At 41.6% G+C, this 20,163-nt stretch carries 14 protein-coding genes; 6 read left to right on the forward strand and 8 right to left on the reverse strand.

The genetic code is table 11. The features are described from left to right. Positions 1-258: 258 nt before the first annotated feature. From ppk1 to CCS02_RS11065, 3 genes are all read right to left on the reverse strand, one after another. Positions 259-2,478 carry a polyphosphate kinase 1 gene (gene ppk1, locus CCS02_RS11055; RefSeq protein WP_100186513.1) on the reverse strand — a complete coding sequence of 740 codons (2,220 nt, stop codon included), beginning with the start codon at positions 2,476-2,478 and terminating at the stop codon, positions 259-261. Between the two features lie 145 nt (positions 2,479-2,623). Further along, entirely contained in the window at positions 2,624-3,619 is a 996-nt protein-coding gene (gene hemB, locus CCS02_RS11060; RefSeq protein WP_100186512.1) for a porphobilinogen synthase, read from the reverse strand. A gap of 149 nt (positions 3,620-3,768) precedes the next feature. Continuing rightward, positions 3,769-5,694 carry an ABC-F family ATP-binding cassette domain-containing protein gene (locus tag CCS02_RS11065; protein ID WP_100636595.1) on the reverse strand — a complete coding sequence of 642 codons (1,926 nt, stop codon included), beginning with the start codon at positions 5,692-5,694 and terminating at the stop codon, positions 3,769-3,771. 244 nt (positions 5,695-5,938) lie between these two features. Between CCS02_RS11065 and hslO the strand changes: the two genes are divergently transcribed. Next, on the forward strand, positions 5,939-6,814 hold the full coding sequence (hslO, locus tag CCS02_RS11070) for an Hsp33 family molecular chaperone HslO (RefSeq protein WP_100186510.1): 876 nt from the start codon (positions 5,939-5,941) through the stop codon (positions 6,812-6,814). Positions 6,815-6,832: 18 nt separating this feature from the next. Here the strand turns inward: hslO and CCS02_RS11075 are convergent, their stop codons facing one another. Next, positions 6,833-7,234 (reverse strand): CBS domain-containing protein, encoded by a 402-nt coding sequence (locus CCS02_RS11075; protein ID WP_100636708.1) that lies wholly within the window; start codon positions 7,232-7,234, stop codon positions 6,833-6,835. A gap of 345 nt (positions 7,235-7,579) precedes the next feature. On the opposite strand from CCS02_RS11075, the gene mqo reads away from it, so the two are divergent. Beyond that, a complete protein-coding gene (mqo, locus tag CCS02_RS11080; protein ID WP_441854611.1) occupies positions 7,580-9,127 on the forward strand; it encodes a malate dehydrogenase (quinone) in 1,548 nt (515 codons plus the stop codon). Positions 9,128-9,218: 91 nt separating this feature from the next. After that, the gene (locus tag CCS02_RS11085) at positions 9,219-9,491 is read left to right on the forward strand and encodes a hypothetical protein (RefSeq protein ID WP_100636596.1); all 273 of its coding nucleotides are present in this window, start codon (positions 9,219-9,221) and stop codon (positions 9,489-9,491) included. Between the two features lie 94 nt (positions 9,492-9,585). On the opposite strand, the gene CCS02_RS11090 is transcribed toward CCS02_RS11085, so the two are convergent. Further along, positions 9,586-10,314 (reverse strand): NAD(P)H-flavin reductase, encoded by a 729-nt coding sequence (locus CCS02_RS11090; protein WP_100636597.1) that lies wholly within the window; start codon positions 10,312-10,314, stop codon positions 9,586-9,588. Between the two features lie 137 nt (positions 10,315-10,451). Then, on the reverse strand, positions 10,452-11,717 hold the full coding sequence (rho, locus tag CCS02_RS11095) for a transcription termination factor Rho (protein WP_072842412.1): 1,266 nt from the start codon (positions 11,715-11,717) through the stop codon (positions 10,452-10,454). 531 nt (positions 11,718-12,248) lie between these two features. Here rho and CCS02_RS11100 point away from each other — a divergent pair. Continuing rightward, positions 12,249-13,766, forward strand: a complete 1,518-nt coding sequence (locus CCS02_RS11100; RefSeq protein ID WP_100186507.1) for a Ppx/GppA phosphatase family protein — start codon at positions 12,249-12,251, stop codon at positions 13,764-13,766. A 28-nt stretch (positions 13,767-13,794) separates the two neighbouring features. Here CCS02_RS11100 and CCS02_RS11105 read toward each other — a convergent pair whose 3' ends face one another. Beyond that, positions 13,795-14,085 carry a hypothetical protein gene (locus CCS02_RS11105; protein WP_157807989.1) on the reverse strand — a complete coding sequence of 97 codons (291 nt, stop codon included), beginning with the start codon at positions 14,083-14,085 and terminating at the stop codon, positions 13,795-13,797. Between the two features lie 374 nt (positions 14,086-14,459). Here CCS02_RS11105 and CCS02_RS11110 point away from each other — a divergent pair, with 374 nt between their 5' ends. Further along, the gene (locus CCS02_RS11110; RefSeq protein WP_100186505.1) at positions 14,460-16,487 is read left to right on the forward strand and encodes a hypothetical protein; all 2,028 of its coding nucleotides are present in this window, start codon (positions 14,460-14,462) and stop codon (positions 16,485-16,487) included. Between the two features lie 261 nt (positions 16,488-16,748). After that, the gene (amt, locus tag CCS02_RS11115) at positions 16,749-19,805 is read left to right on the forward strand and encodes an ammonium transporter (RefSeq protein ID WP_100186504.1); all 3,057 of its coding nucleotides are present in this window, start codon (positions 16,749-16,751) and stop codon (positions 19,803-19,805) included. Here the strand turns inward: amt and CCS02_RS11120 are convergent. Beyond that, positions 19,780-20,157 (reverse strand): Na+/H+ antiporter subunit G, encoded by a 378-nt coding sequence (locus CCS02_RS11120; protein ID WP_072842407.1) that lies wholly within the window; start codon positions 20,155-20,157, stop codon positions 19,780-19,782. The genes amt and CCS02_RS11120 overlap by 26 nt on opposite strands. Positions 20,158-20,163 lie beyond the last annotated feature (6 nt).

The raw sequence follows: 20,163 nt of genomic DNA on the forward strand, positions 1-20,163 counted from the left end.
CGCCTGTCTCGTACCTTAACGCGTGAGCGCTAATTATATGTAAGTTAATGGACATTTTTTATAAAGACTTCAGGAGGGTGCTAGAAGTAACGATGCTAGGTTTTCGGAAATAGTTGATGACTAGTTTGGTTGTTGTGCGTGAAGGTTTGTTAATAGCGGGTGACAAGATGTGTTAAATAATTTTGGGGATAAGCCTAGATTTTATTCACAAAAAAAGCCCAGCTCGGAGCTGGGCTTTGTGTATAGCTATTTGTTTGACTACCTAGTGTTATCTGCTAATTCGCTGAGTAATGCTCTCTGAGCACTGCGATACTCGCCTTTTCTTGGCTTTGACAACTGATACGATCCATCACTTTGAAGAATCCAGCTTTGAGTATTATCTGTGAGATAATACTCAAGTTCTTTTTTCACTCGGCGTGTTTGTTTATAGTCCTGAAGAGGAAAGGCTACTTCAATACGGTTGTTTAAGTTTCTATCCATGCCATCAGCACTAGATAGATAAACCTGTGGATTACGGTTGTTGTAGAAATAATATACACGAGTGTGCTCTAGGAACCTTCCTATGATACTTCGCACTCGAATATTAGAGGATATCCCTTTGATGCCTGGACGTAGTGTACAGATGCCTCGAACAATTAGGTCGATTTTTACACCTGCTTGAGACGCCTTATACAGAGATTGAACAAGTCTCTGCTCAGTTAAAGAGTTCACCTTAATTATGATACGAGACGGATCGCCTTTCAGTGCGTTTTCGGCTTCTCTATTTATCATGTCAAGCAAACGGTCACGAAGTGTGAAAGGAGCATGTAGTAGTTTTTTCACTTTCAACTCTTTACTCATACCTGTGAGTTGCTGGAAGACGCGATGTACATCGTCCCCAATTTCTTTATCACAAGTCATAAAGCTATAGTCGGTGTAAAGACGAGCGTTACCTGCGTGGTAGTTACCAGTTCCCAGGTGAACATAGCGAGTCAGATCTGCACCTTCTCTACGGACGATCAGAATCATTTTCGCATGTGTTTTATGTCGAACAACGCCATAGACAACAATCGCGCCAGCGTCTTGTAAGCGGCTAGCTAAGGCTAAGTTTTCAGCTTCGTCGAAACGAGCACGTAATTCGATAACGACAGTGACTTCTTTGCCGTTTCGAGCTGCTTCAACTAATGCATTAGCAATTGGTGAACGCGAACCTGTTCTGTATAGAGTTTGGCGAATTGCTACAACGTTTGGATCTTTTGCTGCTTCGCTTAATAAATCGATAACAGGTGAGAAGCTCTCAAACGGATGCATTAATAGATAATCACGCTGGCGAATAGCCTCGAATAATCCGCCAGAGCTGGCTAGTTTTCTAGGCAAACCCGGTGAAAAAGGAGGGTACATCAGGTCTGGACGATCAACGAGTTCTAGTACTGCCATAAGACGGCTCAAGTTAACTGGGCCATCTATGCGATATAAATCTTGCTGTTCTAAATCAAATTGTTTAAGCAAAGAATCGACGATATGAAGAGGGCAGTTTTCGGCGATTTCTAATCGTACCGAGCTACCGTAATGTCGACTTTGTAATTCTGTGCGCAGCGCACCAGCCAAATCGACACCAATATCGTCGGAGTCTACTTCTAAATCAGCATTACGAGTCAGACGGAATTGAAAGCAACCTTTGACTGTCATGCCCGGGAATAACTGATCAGCATGGGCGTGAATGATGGAAGAAAGGAAAACTAGATTATCACCACCTTCACAAACGTCATCTGGTAGTTTAACCAAACGAGGAAGCGAGCTCGGCGCTGGAACAATGGCAAGTCCATTCTCACGACCAAAGGCATCGCGACCTTCCAATTCAACAACAAAGTTAAAGGTTTTGTTCGCTAGTCTTGGAAACGGGTGTGCTGGATCGAGCCCAATTGGGCTGATGATAGGCAGCACATTGTCACGAAAATAGCGTTTTACCCAAGCGGCTTGTTTCTCATTCCATACGGTACGACGAATAAACTTAACGTTTTCGTTCGCCAGTTTAGGCAAAATAATATCGTTAAGAATACGGTACTGACGACGTACTAGCTTGTGAGCTTGTTCGCTAATTAAGCCAAGTACTTTTTTCGGGTGCATGCCATCAGGACCATTTTTTTCACGGCTGTATTCTAATTGGCTTTTTAAACCCGCTACGCGGATTTCGAAAAATTCGTCCATGTTTGAGCTGAAGATACACAGAAACATCAGTCGGTTTAAGATTGGATGATTTTCATCCATGGCTTGTTCAAGAACACGTGCGTTAAATTGTAAGTGACTTAACTCGCGGTTGAAGTAGAGCTCTGGATCAGCCAGATCAATCTCTTCAGGTAGGCGTTCTTCAATTGCTACCTTATTAGGATCTTGTGGTTGTTCCGGAATTGGCTCTAGAACAAGCTCTGCATCCAACTCTAAGGGTGGACTAGGAATGGTTTCTTTTTTATCTATTTCGTTCACCGACTGCTCAGACATGCGCTTTAATTCTCTCTAAATACCGTTTTATTGTGTTGTTGGTATCATTGTTCCTTTGCCTACAGTATGTAGGCATATACTAACAAATTACACCAACGCAGCCTGCTGGTCACCGATTCTGTGTGTTTATTTATACTAAAAGTCGTTAGCTTTTAGTTTTCAGCAGGCGTGCTACATCTTTTGCAAAGTAAGTCAGGATGCCATCTGCACCAGCGCGTTTAAATGCTAGGAGTGATTCCATCATTACCGTATCTTTATCTAGCCAACCATTTTGAAAAGCGGCCATGTGCATTGCGTACTCTCCGCTTACTTGATAAGCAAACGTCGGCACTTCAAGTTCTGTTTTCACTCGGCGTACGATGTCTAAATAAGGCATGCCAGGTTTTACCATGACCATATCAGCTCCTTCCTCTATATCTAGCATCACTTCGCGGATGGCTTCGTTAGAGTTAGCTGGGTCAATTTGGTACGTAAATTTATTGCCTTTACCAAGGTTGCCGCTTGAGCCGATCGCGTCACGGAATGGACCGTAATATGCCGAAGCGTATTTGGCTGCATATGCCATGATCAGTGTATTAATAAAACCTTCGGCTTCAAGTTCATCACGGATTTCACCAATGCGTCCGTCCATCATGTCAGATGGTGCAACGATGTCAGCACCTGCCTTAGCATGTGAAAGGGCTTGTTTTACCAGTGTGTCGACGGTGATATCATTCAGCACATAGCCAGAGTCATCAATGATGCCATCTTGACCGTGAGTAGTGTAAGGATCTAGCGCGACATCTGTTAGCACACCAAGTTCTGGGAAAGCGTCTTTTAAGGCGCGAACAGCACGTTGTACTAAACCATTCGGATTGTAGGCTTCTTCGGCAAGCAAGGATTTTTTATCACTTTCAATAACAGGAAATAGCGCGATAGTAGGAATGCCCAAATCGACAAGCTCTTTGGCTTCTTCTAACAGTAAGTCGATAGAAAGGCGCTCAATGTTTGGCATGGAAAGAATGGCTTCGCGCACATTATTGCCTTCAATAATAAACATTGGGTAGATTAAATCGTCTGCAGTAAGGCGATGCTCGCGCATCAGGCGGCGAGAAAAATCATTTTTACGCATGCGGCGCATACGAGTGTATGGAAATGTCATCCAATATCTCTCCTTTTCGCTGTGTATGAATGTACTTTAGTATTGTTACAATATTAAGACAGTGCCAGATTAAAAGCTTTGTGTTAAGACAAAACTTTACGGATTTCTAGCACTTAGTCTTTGTTTATCCGTTCTTTTTGGGTTTAAGTTTAGATTAGTTGCGCTTCGGCTTCTTCAAGTTCCTCTTGTGATTCGAACCACGCTTCTTCACTTTCAGCTTGGGCTTTTTTCCATTTCGCCTCATCACTCAATAAACTTTGCAGTTTGTTTCTTTGATCGGCTTCGTAAAGGCTTGAGTCAGCCATTGCTTCGGCAATACGATCAAGATGTTCTTGTGCTGCTTGAACTGCCTTTTCATACTTCTCGATTTGTTTGCGCAGCGGACGTAATTTTTCGCGCATTTCAGCCGCTTTACGGCGTTCTTCCTTACGATCCACTTTATCGATTTTATCTCCAGCTAACTCGCCTTTTTCAAGTTGCGCGGCGCTGGCTTGTCTTGCTTGTAACCATGCATGATAAGCAGGTAAGTCGCCATCGAACGCTTGGATTTGATGGTCAGCGACAAGGTAAAACTCATCGACGGTACTGTTTAGCAAATGTCTATCGTGTGATACCAATAAAATGGAACCTGGGAATTCTTGCAAGGCTTCAGTTAATGCTTGGCGCATTTCGATGTCCAAATGGTTGGTTGGCTCATCGAGTACTAATAGGTTTGGTTTGGTCCAAGAAATTAATGACAAGGCCAAACGTGCTTTCTCTCCGCCTGAAAAGCCTTTTACCGCACGAAGTGCATCGTCACCAATAAAACCAAAACCACCTAGGTAACGACGAATATCACTCTCAAGCACTTTTGGGGTGAGTCGTTGAATATGCAGTAATGGCGAGGCTTCTAAGTCGAGAGCGCTTAGTTGATGCTGTGAGAAATAACCGGTTTTTAGGTTTTCTCCCAAGATGCGATCACCAGCCAAAATGCTAATTTCGCCAACAATGGATTTGATTAGAGTCGATTTACCAGCACCATTAGGACCAAGTAAGCCAATGCGTTGTCCATCTCGAAGGGCAAAGTTTGTATTGCCAAGCTGAACGGTTTTTGTGCCTGATTCTGATGTATAACCCAAGTCTGCTTGAGATAAATTAATCAACAATTGTGAGGTTTTCTCGGCCACAGGGATTGTAAATTCAAATTGCGAATCAATATGTGCTGGGCCGATAATTTCCATTTTCTCGAGCATTTTTAAGCGGCTCTGAGCTTGCTTGGCTTTATCGGCTTTGTAACGAAAGCGATCCACATATTGTTGTAGGTGAGCACGTTTCTCTTGTTGTTTTTCGTAGTTGGCTTGTTGTTGCGCTAAGTGTTCAGCACGTTGGCGTTCATAATCCGAGTAGTTACCTTTATAAAGCACCAATTGCTTTTGATATAGGTGAACAATATGACTACAAATACCATCTAAGAAATCACGGTCATGGGAAATTAATAATAAGGTACCGGGGTATTGGCGTAGCCAGTTTTCCAGCCACATGACAGCATCCAAATCCAAGTGGTTGGTTGGTTCGTCGAGCAAGAGCACGTCGGAAGGGCACATCAAGGCTTTGGCAAGGTTAAGGCGAATTCGCCAGCCGCCAGAAAAGTCAGACACGGGCCTCTGCATGTCTGTCATTTTGAAGCCTAGCCCTTGCAGAAGTGTTTCGCCTCTTGATTGAGCTGTGTAGCCATGAGCATTTTCATATTCACCTAGCCAACTTGCATGAGCATGATCGTCGCCACTTGCTTGTGCTTTGGCAATATTGTTTTCTATGTCTCTGAGTCGATCATCGCCATCTAGACAGTAATCCAATGCACTGCGTTGTGTTTCTTCAACTTCCTGAGCCATAAAAGCAATACGGCGTTGTCCCGGCAGAATAACTTCACCAGTATCAGCATGCAGTTCGCCTTTGATCATGGCGAATAAAGAGGATTTGCCTGCGCCATTAGCACCAATCAGACCGACTTTTTGACCTTCAAAAATGGTGAGGTCGGCGTCTTCAAGTAGGAACTGAGTGCCACGCTGTAAACTAACTTCAGTAAATTGGATCATAAAAACTAGGAATCTCTTATCTCTATTAATGAGAAGTGATGTTGGTCGTTTCAATAGAAAGTACAATACGAAACATTTTAGAGTGCTGCTAGACTAAACGAAATAGCAAGCGTGCATATTCACAGTACATTTCCCAGTTAATCACGGTTTAAAGTAGATGATTGATCGTCTCAAGGGTAAAATGGTAGCAATATTTATTTGAACTTTTTTAGTTAGGCTTTTCGGCCTGAACAAGGTGTGCTTTGTGAACAATGTAACCATAAACGAAATCCAGCGTTTTTCCTTTGATAATAGTAATGTTCGTGGTGAACGCGTGTTACTGAATGACGCTTATCAAGAAATCATTAAGCGTAAGCAATATCCGCTAGCGTTAGAAAAACTCCTTGGTGAGTTTGTAGCTGCAATCGCGTTATTAAGAGACATTGTCAAAATAGATGGTGTGTTATCTATTCAAGCTAAGGGCTACGGCTTTTTGTCGACTTTGATGACTGAGTGTGACGAGCATCAAAATCTTCGTGGCATTGCTCAATGGGATGAAAGCCAAGAAGTGCCAGAGGTTATTTCTTTAAAAGATGTACTTGAAGGTGGTTATTTAGCGATTACTATCCAACCACGTAATGGCCAGCGTTACCAAGGCATTGTCGAGATCGTTGGTGACACCTTGGCTGAATGTCTTGAACAGTATTTCTCTCAGTCTGAGCAGTTGCCAAGCCGAGTGTGGTTGGCGGCTAATGGCGCACAATGTGGTGGTTTGTTCTTGCAGCGCTTGCCAGAAGAACAAGCGAAAGAAGGTGATGAGGATGCTTGGGAGCGTTTGACTCATCTTGCTTCTACGGTTAAAGAAGATGAATTGCTTGGACTTGAAACTGGTGAGTTGCTTCATCGCTTATACCACGAGGAAGAAGTTCGTCTTTATGATACTAAAGTGATGCAATTCGGTTGTTCATGTTCTCGTCAGCGTACTTTAGATGCTGTGATGTCACTAGGCTCTGAAGAAATACGTGAGCTTCTTATTGAGCAAGGTAGCGTAAAAGTAGACTGCCAATTCTGTGCAGAAAAATATGAATTTACCGAAGCCGATTTGGTTGATTTGCTTGGTGATCAAGCGAAAACTCACTAATTTAAAAGACTACGGACGCTAAAACGTGGCGTGATTGACAAGGTCGCGCCACGAAATAATACCAATGACATGATCTTCATCGTCTGTTACTGGTAAGCAGGAAATATCTACGCGTTTTAGCCACGCCACAATTTCTTCTACTGGTGTTTCTGCTTTTACTGTAATGGGCTGGCGCGTCATCACTTGATGAGCAGCTCTATTTAAGGTGTCTAGATCCCTAGGTTGCTCTGAAGCACTGTCTATAAAAGGGCTGATTAGGCGCAACAAATCCCTGTCTGAAATAATACCAACCAGTTTACCCTTTTCCGTAACCGGAAGGTGATGAAAGCCATTCGTTTCCATAATTTGTTTGACATTGGGTAAGCGCTCATCCATGTCGACACAGATGACATTCTTTACCATGATATCTTGTGCTTTCATTGCCATACTCCCCAGTACCCTAAATTATAGAATTTAGTATATTTATACTGAACATTAATATTTAAATATAGTAGCCAAATCGAAGCATGTTTTTTCTTAATGTTGTTAACATCGCCTTTCTTGTCGCTAAAGTCAATAAAATGAGCGCTATCGTGAAAGTTGAAATGTGGATATATCTACATTCTTATACTAAGGTCTCAAGACATTATTTTTAAAATCCGTATAATTAACTCACACCTGCTCAGAATCCCTTATTAAGCTGATTTTCTATGGATTTTTGGCATACGAGCAAAGGCGTTCTGAGGAGAGGGTGGAGAAAGTAAAGCAGTGCATTCTGAAATATTACTGCTGGCCAAAAGCCTCTTTTCTACATCACTCTCAAATTCACAATTGGCTATGACACGGCGAAATCATATGACCTCAAATTCTGTAGACGTTTTACTAGTCGGGGGCGGTGCCATGAGCACCACCCTAGGAGTGTTACTAAAGCAATTAGACCCTAGCATGACCCTATTAATGGTTGAGCGTTTGGGTAGTATCGCAAAGGAAAGTACCGATGGCTGGAACAATGCTGGTACGGGCCATGCCGCATACTGCGAACTTAATTATACTTCTGAAAATGATGACGGCTCCGTTAATATTGATAAAGCAGTTAAAATTAATGCTGCCTTTGAAATTAGTCTCCAGTTCTGGTCTTACCTTGTGAAACAAGGATTGATGCCGGCGCCACAAGAGTTTATTCATCGAGTGCCACATCAAAGCTTTGTTTGGGGGCAGCGCAATGTTGACATGTTAAAAGCACGTCATGCAGCAATGAGTGCTCATCCAGCTTTCAAAGAAATGCAATTCACTGAAGATCGTGAAAAAATGAGAGAATGGATGCCTCTTGTTATGAACAACCGTAATGACAGCGAACCGCTTGCTGCAACACGTATCGAACATGGTGCCGATGTAAACTTTGGTGCTATCGCTCGTAATATGAGCAAACATCTAGAGACCTTGGATAACTTCGAGTTGAGTTTGAACTGTGAAGTGAAAGACTTAAATAAACGCTCTGACGGTCGTTGGGATGTTGAAATTGAGCAAAATGGTGCGCGTAAAACTATTGACGCTAAATTTGTTTTCCTAGGAGCTGGCGGTGGTGCTTTGCCTTTGTTGCAAAAAGCAGAAGTGCAGGAAGGTAAAGGTTTTGGTGGTTTCCCTGTCAGTGGTCAGTGGCTGGTGTGTGAAAAACCAGAATTGGTTGAACAGCATTTTGCCAAAGTCTATGGCGCCGCTCCTATTGGTGCGCCGCCTATGTCTGTGCCGCACTTGGATACACGTATCATCGATGGCAAAAAAGCTATTTTGTTTGGTCCATTTGCTGGTTTTACGACAAAATTCCTGAAAACAGGTTCATTCTTCGATCTGCCGAAAAGTGTTCGTTTTGACAATATCAAGCCGATGCTAAGTGTTGGTAAGAATAATATGGATCTAACTCGCTACTTGATTAGTGAGGTAATGCAATCACATAAAGATCGCTGTAATTCATTGCGTCAGTTTTTTCCTGATGCAAAGGATGAAGATTGGGAGCTTGCGTACGCTGGGCAGCGTGTTCAGATCATCAAGAAAGACGAAAAGTTGGGCGGTAAGCTAGAGTTCGGAACCGAAGCGATTACCACCGAAGATGGCTCTCTCGCTGCTTTGTTGGGTGCTTCGCCAGGGGCTTCAACAACGGTAAATACTATGATTGGTATTCTAGAGCGCTGTTTTCATGAGCGTGTAGCATCGCCTGAATGGCAAGCGAAAATGAAAGAAATGGTGCCTTCTTACGGTGAATCACTGGTAGAAAATACCGACTTACTTCTTTCTATCCGAGCGAATACATTAGAGACTCTAAACTTAAAGCCTTAACGTAATTTACGTCGATAGGATAAGTTTTCAAAAGCTGGGAATCCCCAGCTTTTTTGTATATTACATTAATACCATCATTGTGAGATTGAATATGACAATAACCTTTGCTGAGCGCGCAGATCAGTTGTGTGACAGATTACGAGACAGGGAGCATCAAGCGGAAGAAGGTGATCAGCTGTTTTACTGTGCGTATCTTCTAGGACTTTTGGGCTTACATAGCAGTACTGAAGGAGAAGGGCGAGATGAGTTCGATCATGCTTTCACTGGGATCTTGCAAGACACGTTGGAAGCTGAAGGCGTAACGGATGGCGATCAAGAAAGCATTAAATCATTGTGGGAAACGGTAAGAGCCACTGCGGCTTAGTTGTTGATATACCGTATGAATAATAAAAAGGGAGCACCAAATGACTTTGGCGCTCCCTTTTTCTATCCATTACTTGGTATTTTAATAAATAGTATTAGAGTACTGGTTTATCTGGGTGTGGCGCATAAGCAAAGACATCAGAAAAACAGTTTTCTTTGCTAAGACCTTTTAGTTCTAACTGGTCAAGCGTGCCATACACCATGCCAACCGATCCGCTGATAAAAGCAACGCTTTTACTTAGATCCGGATGATCTGCTAGAACCGCTTCATACAACCAGCCGCTTCGACCGTGCCATTCGTCGCCTTTCTCATTCACTATGACGTCTAGTGTAAAAGGTGTGTATTTGTGAGCTTCTTCTAACCACTCTTGAGCAAAAACATCTTCTGGTGTTCTTAATCCCCAGTAGAATGACACATTGCCAGTGAAGTTCTGCTCAACCAAATGGCTATACAGACTTTTAATCTGAGCGAAACCTGTTCCGCCAGCAATCAGCAAGATGTTTTCTGGGTTGGAGTCTAGGACACCATTAGCAATATAGCAGTCGCCACCCGGTGCTTTAATGGTAATGCTATCGTTAGATTTAATATGCTCAACAACTTTGTTTGCCAGAGACGCAGAATCTGAAACTAGAATATACAGCGTCAAAAATGGCAGTTCATGTGGTGCACTACCGATGGAATAAGGAACTTGTTCGCCAGTTGGTAATACCACTATTAGATATTGGCCAGCTTCAAACGTTAGATCATCCACCTTTAAAGTAATTTGATATACATTTGGGTTGATTGATTCAACTGCATTTACCGTCGCGGTAATCTCTTTCATTTAAACTACTCCAATATAAGTCACGCTCACCTTAAAGTGGTGGCGGTGGAATTAAGTTGATCATTTAAGTAAAAAAAAACCACTTCAGGAAGTGGCTTTTTTATCGCAGACTTCTTGCTGCAGAAATATCTACTTACTTATTTATTTTTGCCTTTCATTGACTCAAAGAACTCATCATTAGTTTGAGTTACTTTTAGGCGGTCAATCAAAAATTCTGTCGCTGCTACATCTTCCATTGGATTCAGTAGTTTACGAAGAATCCACATGCGCTGTAATTCATCTTCAGATGTTAGTAAGTCTTCACGACGAGTACCTGAACGACGAATGTTAATTGCAGGGAAAGTACGTTTTTCAGCAATTTTACGGTCTAGGTGCAATTCGGAGTTACCTGTACCTTTGAATTCTTCAAAGATAACTTCATCCATTTTGGAGCCAGTATCAACAAGCGCCGTTGCGATAATGGTTAAGCTACCGCCTTCTTCGATGTTACGTGCGGCACCAAAGAAGCGTTTCGGACGTTCTAGTGCGTTTGCATCCACACCACCAGTCAATACTTTGCCTGATGAAGGGATAACAGTGTTGTAGGCACGTGCCAAACGTGTGATGGAATCCAATAGGATAACAACGTCACGCTTATGCTCAACTAGGCGTTTTGCTTTTTCGAGTACCATTTCAGCTACTTGAACGTGGCGAGTTGGTGGTTCATCAAATGTAGAGGCAACCACTTCTCCGCGAACGGTACGAGACATTTCGGTTACTTCTTCAGGACGTTCGTCAATCAGCAACACGATTAAATGACATTCTGGGTTATTACGAGTAATTGCATTGGCGATGTTTTGTAACATAAAAGTTTTACCGGCTTTCGGCGGAGAAACAACCAATGCACGTTGACCTTTACCCATTGGGGCAACAAGGTCAATGATACGAGATGTCACGTCTTCAGTGGAGCCGTTACCAGCTTCCATCAATAGACGTTCATCAGGAAATAAAGGCGTTAAGTTTTCAAAAAGAATTTTGTTCCGAACGCTTTCAGGCTTATCAAAGTTGATTTCACTGACTTTTAATAGTGCAAAATAACGTTCGCCATCTTTTGGTGGACGAATTTTTCCGGCAATAGTGTCGCCAGTCCGAAGATTAAAGCGTCTGATTTGGCTTGGTGATACATAAATGTCGTCCGGGCCTGCTAAGTATGAACAGTCAGGTGAACGAAGGAAGCCAAAGCCATCTTGAAGAATCTCTAAGATACCGTCGCCATAAATGTCTTCCCCACCTTTCGCATGACGCTTTAGGATTGAGAAAATAACATCTTGTTTGCGAGAACGAGCCATATTTTCTAGGCCCATTTCTGCTGCGATTTCTAAAAGTTCGTGTACTGATTTCTGTTTTAAGTCGGTAAGGTTCATAAACGGGTTTTGTATTAGCTCATTTGAGGAAAATTGACGGAATTAGAGTTAATCAATTAGTAACAATAATTTGTGTCTGGAAGTATTTTACAATGTATCAGCTACTCGGCACCAAAAACACAAAACAAGATGGTTAGATTTTTGTTCTGTTTTTCACTAGCCCGGATAGGGCAAAAGCCAATACAGCGCGAAACAATTTGATTGGGATCTAAACGTGATCTACTTACTGCTTTATCACTATCAAGACCATCCATACTATAGTTCGACTTAAAGGCGAGGTCTATAGTGAAATTCAGGAAAAAAACACTTTCTGGTAATTTTTTGATCAAACACAGGCTTTTGGGGGTATTCGCTAAGTGTTTTTTTAGAATTAAGTCATTATTAGGACTTGATTTTCGCTAAAAGACGCTAAAAATTATAAAAAATTCATCAAATACTCTGTTGTTTTTGGTGTTTTGTTGCCAATGACATCGACCAGTAACTGATATACTCTTGTCCTTATTAAGACTTCTGCAACATAAGGCTTTCTGAATGCAATCACTTTTTTTGCAACAATCTCATGACTTTCCATTTGAAAAAATTGCTGCCATTGACTTGGGGTCAAACAGCTTTCATATGGTTGTCGCCCAAGTTACTCATGGGCAGTTAAGAATCACTGGAGAATTTGGGGAAAAGGTTCAGTTGGCCGCAGGTTTGGTTAACGGTCACCTAGATGACGCCTCTCAACAAAGAGGGTTGGACTGCTTAGCGCAATTTGCACAAGTGATTGAAGACATGCCGCCTGGCTCTGTTCGTGTTGTCGGTACCAATGCTTTAAGGGTCGCCAAAAACCGCTATGACTTCATCGGTAAAGCGATGGATATTATGAGTCATCCTGTCGAAATCATTGCGGGTCGAGAAGAAGCGCGTTTGATTTACGTGGGTGTCTCTAGAACAATGGATCATGGTGATGCTAAAAGACTAGTTGTTGATATCGGTGGTGGTAGTACAGAGTTCATTATTGGTAAGCAGCTTGAGCCGATATTAACGGAAAGCCTTCATATGGGCTGCGTGAGTTTTAAACAGCGTTTTTTTGATGATGGCGTGATTAATAAGTCCAACTTTCAGAAAGCCGTAACCGCTGCACGTCTAGAACTACTTAGTATTCAAGATGATTATCTTGATGAAACATGGGATGTAGCGATTGGTTCATCAGGAACGATTAAAGCCGCTTTCAATATTGTTAAGGAAAACAATTGGAATAAGAAGGGCATTACTCTAAAAACACTGAAACAAATTCAAAAAGCATTGTTTGCCGCAGGGCATGCTGACAATATCGAGTTGCCAGGCCTTAAGCCTGAGCGGAAAAGTACCTTCGCAGCGGGGATTGCGATATTAACCGCTGTATTTGAGTGCTTTGATATTAAGCAAATGGATTTTTCTAATGGCGCATTAAGAGAAGGTGTGCTGTATGACATTATGGGTCGTTACGCTGAAACCGATATTCGTGAGCGTACCGTTAACTATATGTTGAACCAATATCACATCGATACAGAGCAAGCAAAACTCGTTACACACACTGCATTATCTGCTTTAGCTCAAGTTAAAGAAGATTGGAACTTAAACAGTATCTCCAGTGAAGATTTATTGCGTTGGGCAGGGCTTCTTCATGAAGTAGGCGCTGGTATTTCGCATAGTCGATATCATAAACACGGTGCTTATATTATCCGTGAATCGGATATGCCGGGATTCTCTCAACAAGAGCAGCAAGCGCTGGCTAACTTAATTCTTAGGCATCGCCGCAAGTTTACTCAATCTTTGGATTACCGTTTTACGAAAAGTGATCAACAAGACTTGGATCGTTTGTCTATTTTACTTCGATTGTCTATTTTGTTGCACCACGATAGGAAAGAAGGCGACATGCCTATTTTCACATTAAAAGCAGATAACAAAAGTCTTCATGCCGAGTTCTTACCTGAATGGTTAGATAGTAGGCCTCTCACCTTAGCCAATCTTCAGCGAGAAGCTGAGTCATTGATTTCTGATGGATATACTCTCACGTTTAGTTGAGTAAGATAAAAAAGTCGTTGCCTTGGTCTTAGGTTAGCTTATCTATTGATCTATAAAGGGCAGCGACTTCTTCTCTTTGAAGTCCTGTCACTCGTGATAAACGTCCAATACTGGACGAAATTTGCACGGACTCTTTACCTTCGTTGTCTTTGTCTTCCGATTTTGCAGGGGCTAGCTGATTTGCCAGTAGTTGTTTAGCACGATCAGATAATTGAACAGGATCTTGTTGTCGAGGTGAATCTTGGCGCACAGAAGCATCTGCCGAAGCTGACATGCTAGGCAGATACAAAGGTTTGCTAGATACAGATGAAATCGACAAAACAGCCACCTGAGATAGTTGTTTGAGATATCCTATAGAGTAGTACAAAAAATGATCTATTTGTATGTTTTATGCTCTTATTGTCTCAAATTAAGTATGAATGCAAAAAATAGCTTTTTATCGAGCTAAATAGATTTGTTTATCTCCTTCAGGAAAATTTCAGAGTGGTCATTTTGCTATTTATTTTATGCACACATTCACCATATTAGTGTCATTGTTATGTAAGGATGATATTGTTTGCACAATGTCTATCAGCAAGACAATTAATTAAATAGTGCATTTAACAGGTGAGCATTCTGCTTTATATCATGTCGTTTCATCGGTAACGTGAATGATTATCTGTTGTAGGTTATTTGCTTCAAAAAGGATGCCGCATGAGCCAAGAAAATCTCCCAATAGAACATCTTTATTTTACTGAGACAAATTTAGAGCAGATCTTAGAAAATCTAGATGTAGTTCGTAATCGAATCCATCCACAGGCGACAAATGAAGAAGGCATAAATGAACAGGTGTTTCCATCTGTTTGCCTAATTGGTTTGGGGCGTTGTGGTTCTAATATTGCATTGGATGTCGCATCACTAGTATACGATGCTAGAACAAGCTACATGCGGGAAGTAGAAAGCCAAGAAATATTAGATAGTGAGAGTGAATTCAGACCTATGCGCTGGATTCGCAAGCATTTGCCACTTGAAGATAAAGATGGCGTTAAGCCGGTATTTCTTATTGAGCCCATCGTTTTACTGGGTGATTTGGATAAAGATATTGAAGGAAGAATTCGTTTTTCTAATCAGGAAGGACGAACTAAATTTCTAGAAGAATACACCAAGTTGCAAATAATGGATTTGTCTGAAGTGCATGCTGGTGGCGCAGGTAATGCTCCGATTTTAGGACAATATCTTGCAAAAATTATCCTAAACAAAGATGCAACGACATTCCGTAATGAAAACTGGAAACAGATGCATTCTTATCTAGTTGATTCTTGTGGTATTAAAGCCAATCAATCGCGCCTTTATTTTTATATTTTTAGTGCTGGTGGTGGTACTGGTTCTGGTATGGCGTCTGAATTTGGTCTGGCGCAACAATTCTCTTACTTAAGTAAAACCTTTGATTATCGTTCCGATCAAAGCCAAATGGCGGATAAGCGTCATAGCTTTGTTTTTGAGCCCATTTTTACTTCTGGTATTTGTATTCTACCGAACATATCTGGGAAAAATGTTGAGATTTCTGAGGCATTGCATATTAACGCAGGCCGCTTGTTGACTAAATATATTTCTGAAGAGTGGAATTTCTCGTATAACGAAGAGCGTGAAGACGACGAAGTACCAGCGGATGTAATGGAGCGTATTCGTCCGTGGAACTCTATGATGCTGATATCCAACGATATTATGCGTTATGCGGAAGAGGAAAATGGCGGCGATTCTGATAATATCGATGTTAACACCATGGAGAAATACGCTAACCAGTATATTTCTCAGCAAATTTTTAACATCTTGACCGCTCAAGCAGTAACAACTGATTACGACGAAGACTACTTTCGCCGTGCAGGTATTGATATTGCAGAAACCATTCGTTTAGACGCTAACGATTTATTTATGAGTTTAGCGGGCCCAGTTGCTGTGGCTTACGCTGAAAGCGTGGTGAACGAAGGGACACGTCAGGATAGCGTTGATATTGATGACTTGTTCTGTCGCTCAATTGAGTTGCCGCACTTTAATAACGACACATCTGCGATTGAAGGTGTTAGTGTGTTGCCAGTTGAATCTGATCGATACCGAGAAGCGATTAAGAACTATCGCAAAAGTGGTTATGACGCGACGGCATTGAACCATCTACATTTCTTCAAGAACTGTTCGTCTATTGTTTCCATTATTTCTTTGCCAAGAGACTACAAACTGTCTTTCACCGCATTGAACCGCTTAAAAATGCATTTGAACCGCTTATGTCCAAATACAACATTAAAGCGTTACGCACTTGTTATTGGTGCATCAGCAAACTTATCATTAACGACGCTTATTGCCAAAAGTCCGTGTTTAAGTGATGACTTTTTGACGCTAATGGTCGCTTACATGAAGCGCTGTTTTGCTCGTGATGATTATCGATACACGGATGAAATAGACAAAGCGGTAATTAAAATGATTCAAGATGATGATTTTGATGACGCCTTGGTAGATAAGTTCTTTACGACCTATGAAAACCCAGCAAAAATTCTAGATACCAACTGGTATGCAATTAAGCCAATGTATGAGAAAAAGTACCGTGAGCTTATTGATAACAATCAGCGTTTCGTATCTATTAATGATATTCGCTTGGATATAAACAACGTTAAAAATGCGATCAAATATCTTCGTGAAATTTATCGTCATCGCATCAGTAAAACCAATGTTCTTACACTAAATGGTTAATTTCATTTAGTTAAACACCGAATGATGGTTGTTTGAAAAAGGCTACTCAATTACATTTGAGTAGCCTTTTTTATTGCTCTGTTTTTTTATAACTGGTTAATCTCAATAGTTGGCTTAACTATTGAATGACTAAGCTAGTGTTTCTATTGTTGTTGCTTGTCTTTACGTTTTTGTTCTTGTGCCCTTGTATGGTGTGCGTAATTCGCCCCACGTTATTTAGCATGAGCTTTTTTGGTGCGGTTTTAACTGTTTAGGATATATATGGCAGAATACTATTGGTTGTTGGTGGCCTCTGCGTTTGTATTTATGATGCAGGCTGGTTTTTTGTGTTTAGAAAGTGGCCGTATTCGTAGTAAAAACAGCATTAACGTCGCGGCGAAGAATATATCCGATTTTATAATATCGACGACATTATTTTGGTTGTTTGGCTTTGGCATCATGTTTGGTGACTCTGTGGCAGGGTTGTTTGGTGCGAGCGATTTCTTTTTTGATGATCGGCACACGCCTTGGGAAATAAGTTTTTTTCTTTTTCAAATGATGTTTTGTGGTACCGCAGCAACGTTAACGTCTGGAGCGGTTGCTGAGCGCATGACGTTCATTGGCTATCTGGCAATCACTGTTGTTCTAAGTGCATTCATTTATCCTATCGTTGGGCATTGGGCTTGGTCTGGTGTGTATCCTTCAGAAGGACCAGAAGGTTGGCTTGAGGCTCTTGGTTTTATTGATTTTGCGGGTTCAACCGTGGTGCACTCTGTTGGTGGCTGGGTAGCATTAGCCGCGATTATCATTATTGGACCTCGCCTTGGACGCTTTGAAGAGGGGATACGGTTACCACCTGGTAATAATCTCCCCTTGTCTGCTCTAGGAACGTTATTAATTTGGTTTGGTTGGATTGGTTTTAACGGCGGTAGCACATTAGCGCTAACCGATGCTGTGCCAATGATCATTCTAAATACCTTTATCTCTGCTGCTTGGGGGGCGCTAATCGCTGCTGGAATTAATTATTTCCGCGATGGCTATATTGAGGTGGGCTTTGTGCTGAATGGCACAATTGCTGGTTTGGTAGGCATTACTGCTTCTTGTCATGTAGTGTCACCTGGGGCATCCGTTATTATTGGAGCTGTTTCTGGCGTAGTTGTGTATTTCGGTAGTTTACTGATGGAGCGCTGGCGTTTAGATGATGCATTGGATGTTGTTCCAGCGCATTTATTTGCGGGCATATGGGGGACTTTGAGCGTCGCTTTGTTTGGACAAACAGATAAAATTGATAATGGTTTGGGGTTTTTAGGGCAGCTTGGGGTTCAAGCATTAGGTATTGTCGTTATCGGGCTCTATTGCTTTGTGGTGGGTTATACCTGCATGTGGCTACTGAATCGTTTTATGCCGCTTCGAGCGAGTAAAGAGCAAGAAGAGCAAGGTTTAAATGTAGCAGAGCATAGAGCGACAACAGAATTATTTGATTTGTTAACCTCCATGCAATACCAACAAAATAATGCTGATTTTTCAAAACCTGTTCCTGAGGAGCCTTTTACAGAAGTTGGGCAGATTGCTCGAAAATATAATCAAGTTATTGATCGAGTGAGTACTGAAATTGCGCAGCGAGATGACGCTTTGATGCGTTTTCAAGAGAGTGAAATGCGTAAGTCAGCGATATTGAATTCATCAATGGATTGTATTGTGACCATTAACCGCTTTGGTTCTGTAATGGAGTTTAACCCTGCAGCCGAACGAACCTTTGGGTGTCTGAAAAAACAAGTTGAAGGTAAAAGCTTTATTGGTCTTTTTATTCGCGAAGAAGATAGAAAAAAGATTTTTGAAAGTTTGAACTCGGGTTTCTCGACATCAAATGGCTTGATATTGAATCGGCGTAATCCGTTTCGTTTACAGCGTAGCCCTAACAATGATTTTCCTGCTGAAATTGCGATTACTAAGGCCAATGCTGACTCTTCACAAGAAAGTGAATATACACTTCATATTAGAGATATGACACGTCATGTGAAGTTGCAGGAACGCTTGAAGTTTTTAGCGTACAGCGATCCATTGACCAGCTTGTACAATCGTACTTATCTAATGGACTCACTTGTTAGCGCTTTGCTTTTTGCAACCAAACAGAAGACGTCTGTCGGACTGTTATTTTTGGATTTAGATAACTTCAAAATTATTAACGATACGTTAGGCCACAAAGCTGGTGACGAGCTGCTGTGTGAAGTTGCAAGGCGTTTAATTGCAGTGTCTGATCAGTTTGATGTCATCGCCCGTTGGGGCGGCGACGAATTTGTCTTTATGATGACGAAAGATGTCAATGAAAGTCGTTTGGCTAAGCGAGCGCAACAAATTTTAGAGGCCATGCGAGCGCCAGTGAATTTAAACGAGCAATATTTCACTATACCAACGAGTATTGGTATTGCCTATACCGGCGAGCAAAGTTTGGATGCCGATAGGCTGATTCAACAAGCTGATATCGCAATGTATTGGGCTAAGGAAAAAGGCCGTGATAATGCGCAATTCTTTACACCTGAAATGTCCAATATTGTCACGAAAAAGTTTGGTTTTGAGAAAGAGATTAATGATGCACTTGCATCAGAACAGTTCTCTTTAGTTTTTCAACCAAAAGTCTTTATGGAAAAAGAAAATATCCTCGGCTTAGAGGCGTTGATCCGCTGGAATCATCCAACGAAAGGGCTTATTCCGCCCGCTGACTTTATTCCAATGGCGGAAGAGTCTAACTTAATCTCTAGAATTGATGAGTGGGTGATTGATCAAGCTTTATTACAGCAAAAAGCATGGCGTGATCAAGGTTTACGGATTGTTCCTATTGCTGTGAATCTTTCTGGGCGGCATTTGGTATCGGACTCTCTGGTACCTTATATCTCGCAGAAACTAATTGCTTATGGTATTGACGGTTGCTTGCTAGAAATTGAAATTACAGAAGGGGTTTTGCTCCAAGATATTCAGCGTTGTATTGAGGTGATGGCAGAATTGAAAGAGTTAGATATTAGAATCTCAGTAGATGATTTTGGAACGGGTTATTCGTCGCTAAGCTATTTAAAACGGCTGCCATTGGATATCTTGAAAATTGATCAATCATTTGTTGAAGAATGCGATCGTCATATCGAAGACGCTAAAATCTGTGAAACCATTATTCACTTGGCGCGAAGTTTAGAACTGGTGATTGTTGCGGAGGGTGTAGAAACCGCTCCGCAAGCGGATATGTTGAAGTCGCTAGGTTGTGAGATATTTCAAGGCTACTACTTCCATAAACCCATGATAAGTGCTGATATTGCCAAGTTGCTTATTGCTGATCATGTGATTGGTTAGGTGTTTCTCTATTACGGATAGTTTCCATAAGCTCTTGGTTCTGTGTTTTTTCTAACGGCTTAGTGCGATAGTGCAGTGCCGTTTTTGCAATCATATTTGCCGCGACTGGTGCGGTAATCAACAGGAACAAAGTGATCAAAAACTCTTGAATGGAAAGGAATCCTTTCAAGTGGCTTTGAAAGATCATTGATGCAACTAAAACACCAGTAATTCCCAAAGTCGATGCCTTCGTTGGACTGTGAAGGCGCATGTAAATGTCAGGCAAACGAGCAAGACCATAAGAGCCGATCAATAGAAAAATGCCGCCAATAAGCAAAGACACGCAGATGATAATTTCGAGATAAAAAGGCATAACTGA

The organism is Marinomonas sp. ef1 (assembly GCF_002806845.1).
Lineage (GTDB): Bacteria > Pseudomonadota > Gammaproteobacteria > Pseudomonadales > Marinomonadaceae > Marinomonas > Marinomonas polaris.

Coding starts and splice junctions, on each gene's coding strand:
- CCS02_RS11085 (WP_100636596.1), top strand. CDS start 9,219: ATGACAATAACCTTTGCTGAGCGCGCAGATCAGTTGTGTGACAGATTA.
- CCS02_RS11120 (WP_072842407.1), bottom strand. CDS start 20,157: ATGCCTTTTTATCTCGAAATTATCATCTGCGTGTCTTTGCTTATTGGC.
- CCS02_RS11110 (WP_100186505.1), top strand. CDS start 14,460: ATGAGCCAAGAAAATCTCCCAATAGAACATCTTTATTTTACTGAGACA.
- CCS02_RS11090 (WP_100636597.1), bottom strand. CDS start 10,314: ATGAAAGAGATTACCGCGACGGTAAATGCAGTTGAATCAATCAACCCA.
- CCS02_RS11065 (WP_100636595.1), bottom strand. CDS start 5,694: ATGATCCAATTTACTGAAGTTAGTTTACAGCGTGGCACTCAGTTCCTA.
- rho (WP_072842412.1), bottom strand. CDS start 11,717: ATGAACCTTACCGACTTAAAACAGAAATCAGTACACGAACTTTTAGAA.
- CCS02_RS11100 (WP_100186507.1), top strand. CDS start 12,249: ATGCAATCACTTTTTTTGCAACAATCTCATGACTTTCCATTTGAAAAA.
- ppk1 (WP_100186513.1), bottom strand. CDS start 2,478: ATGTCTGAGCAGTCGGTGAACGAAATAGATAAAAAAGAAACCATTCCT.
- amt (WP_100186504.1), top strand. CDS start 16,749: ATGGCAGAATACTATTGGTTGTTGGTGGCCTCTGCGTTTGTATTTATG.
- CCS02_RS11075 (WP_100636708.1), bottom strand. CDS start 7,234: ATGAAAGCACAAGATATCATGGTAAAGAATGTCATCTGTGTCGACATG.
- hemB (WP_100186512.1), bottom strand. CDS start 3,619: ATGACATTTCCATACACTCGTATGCGCCGCATGCGTAAAAATGATTTT.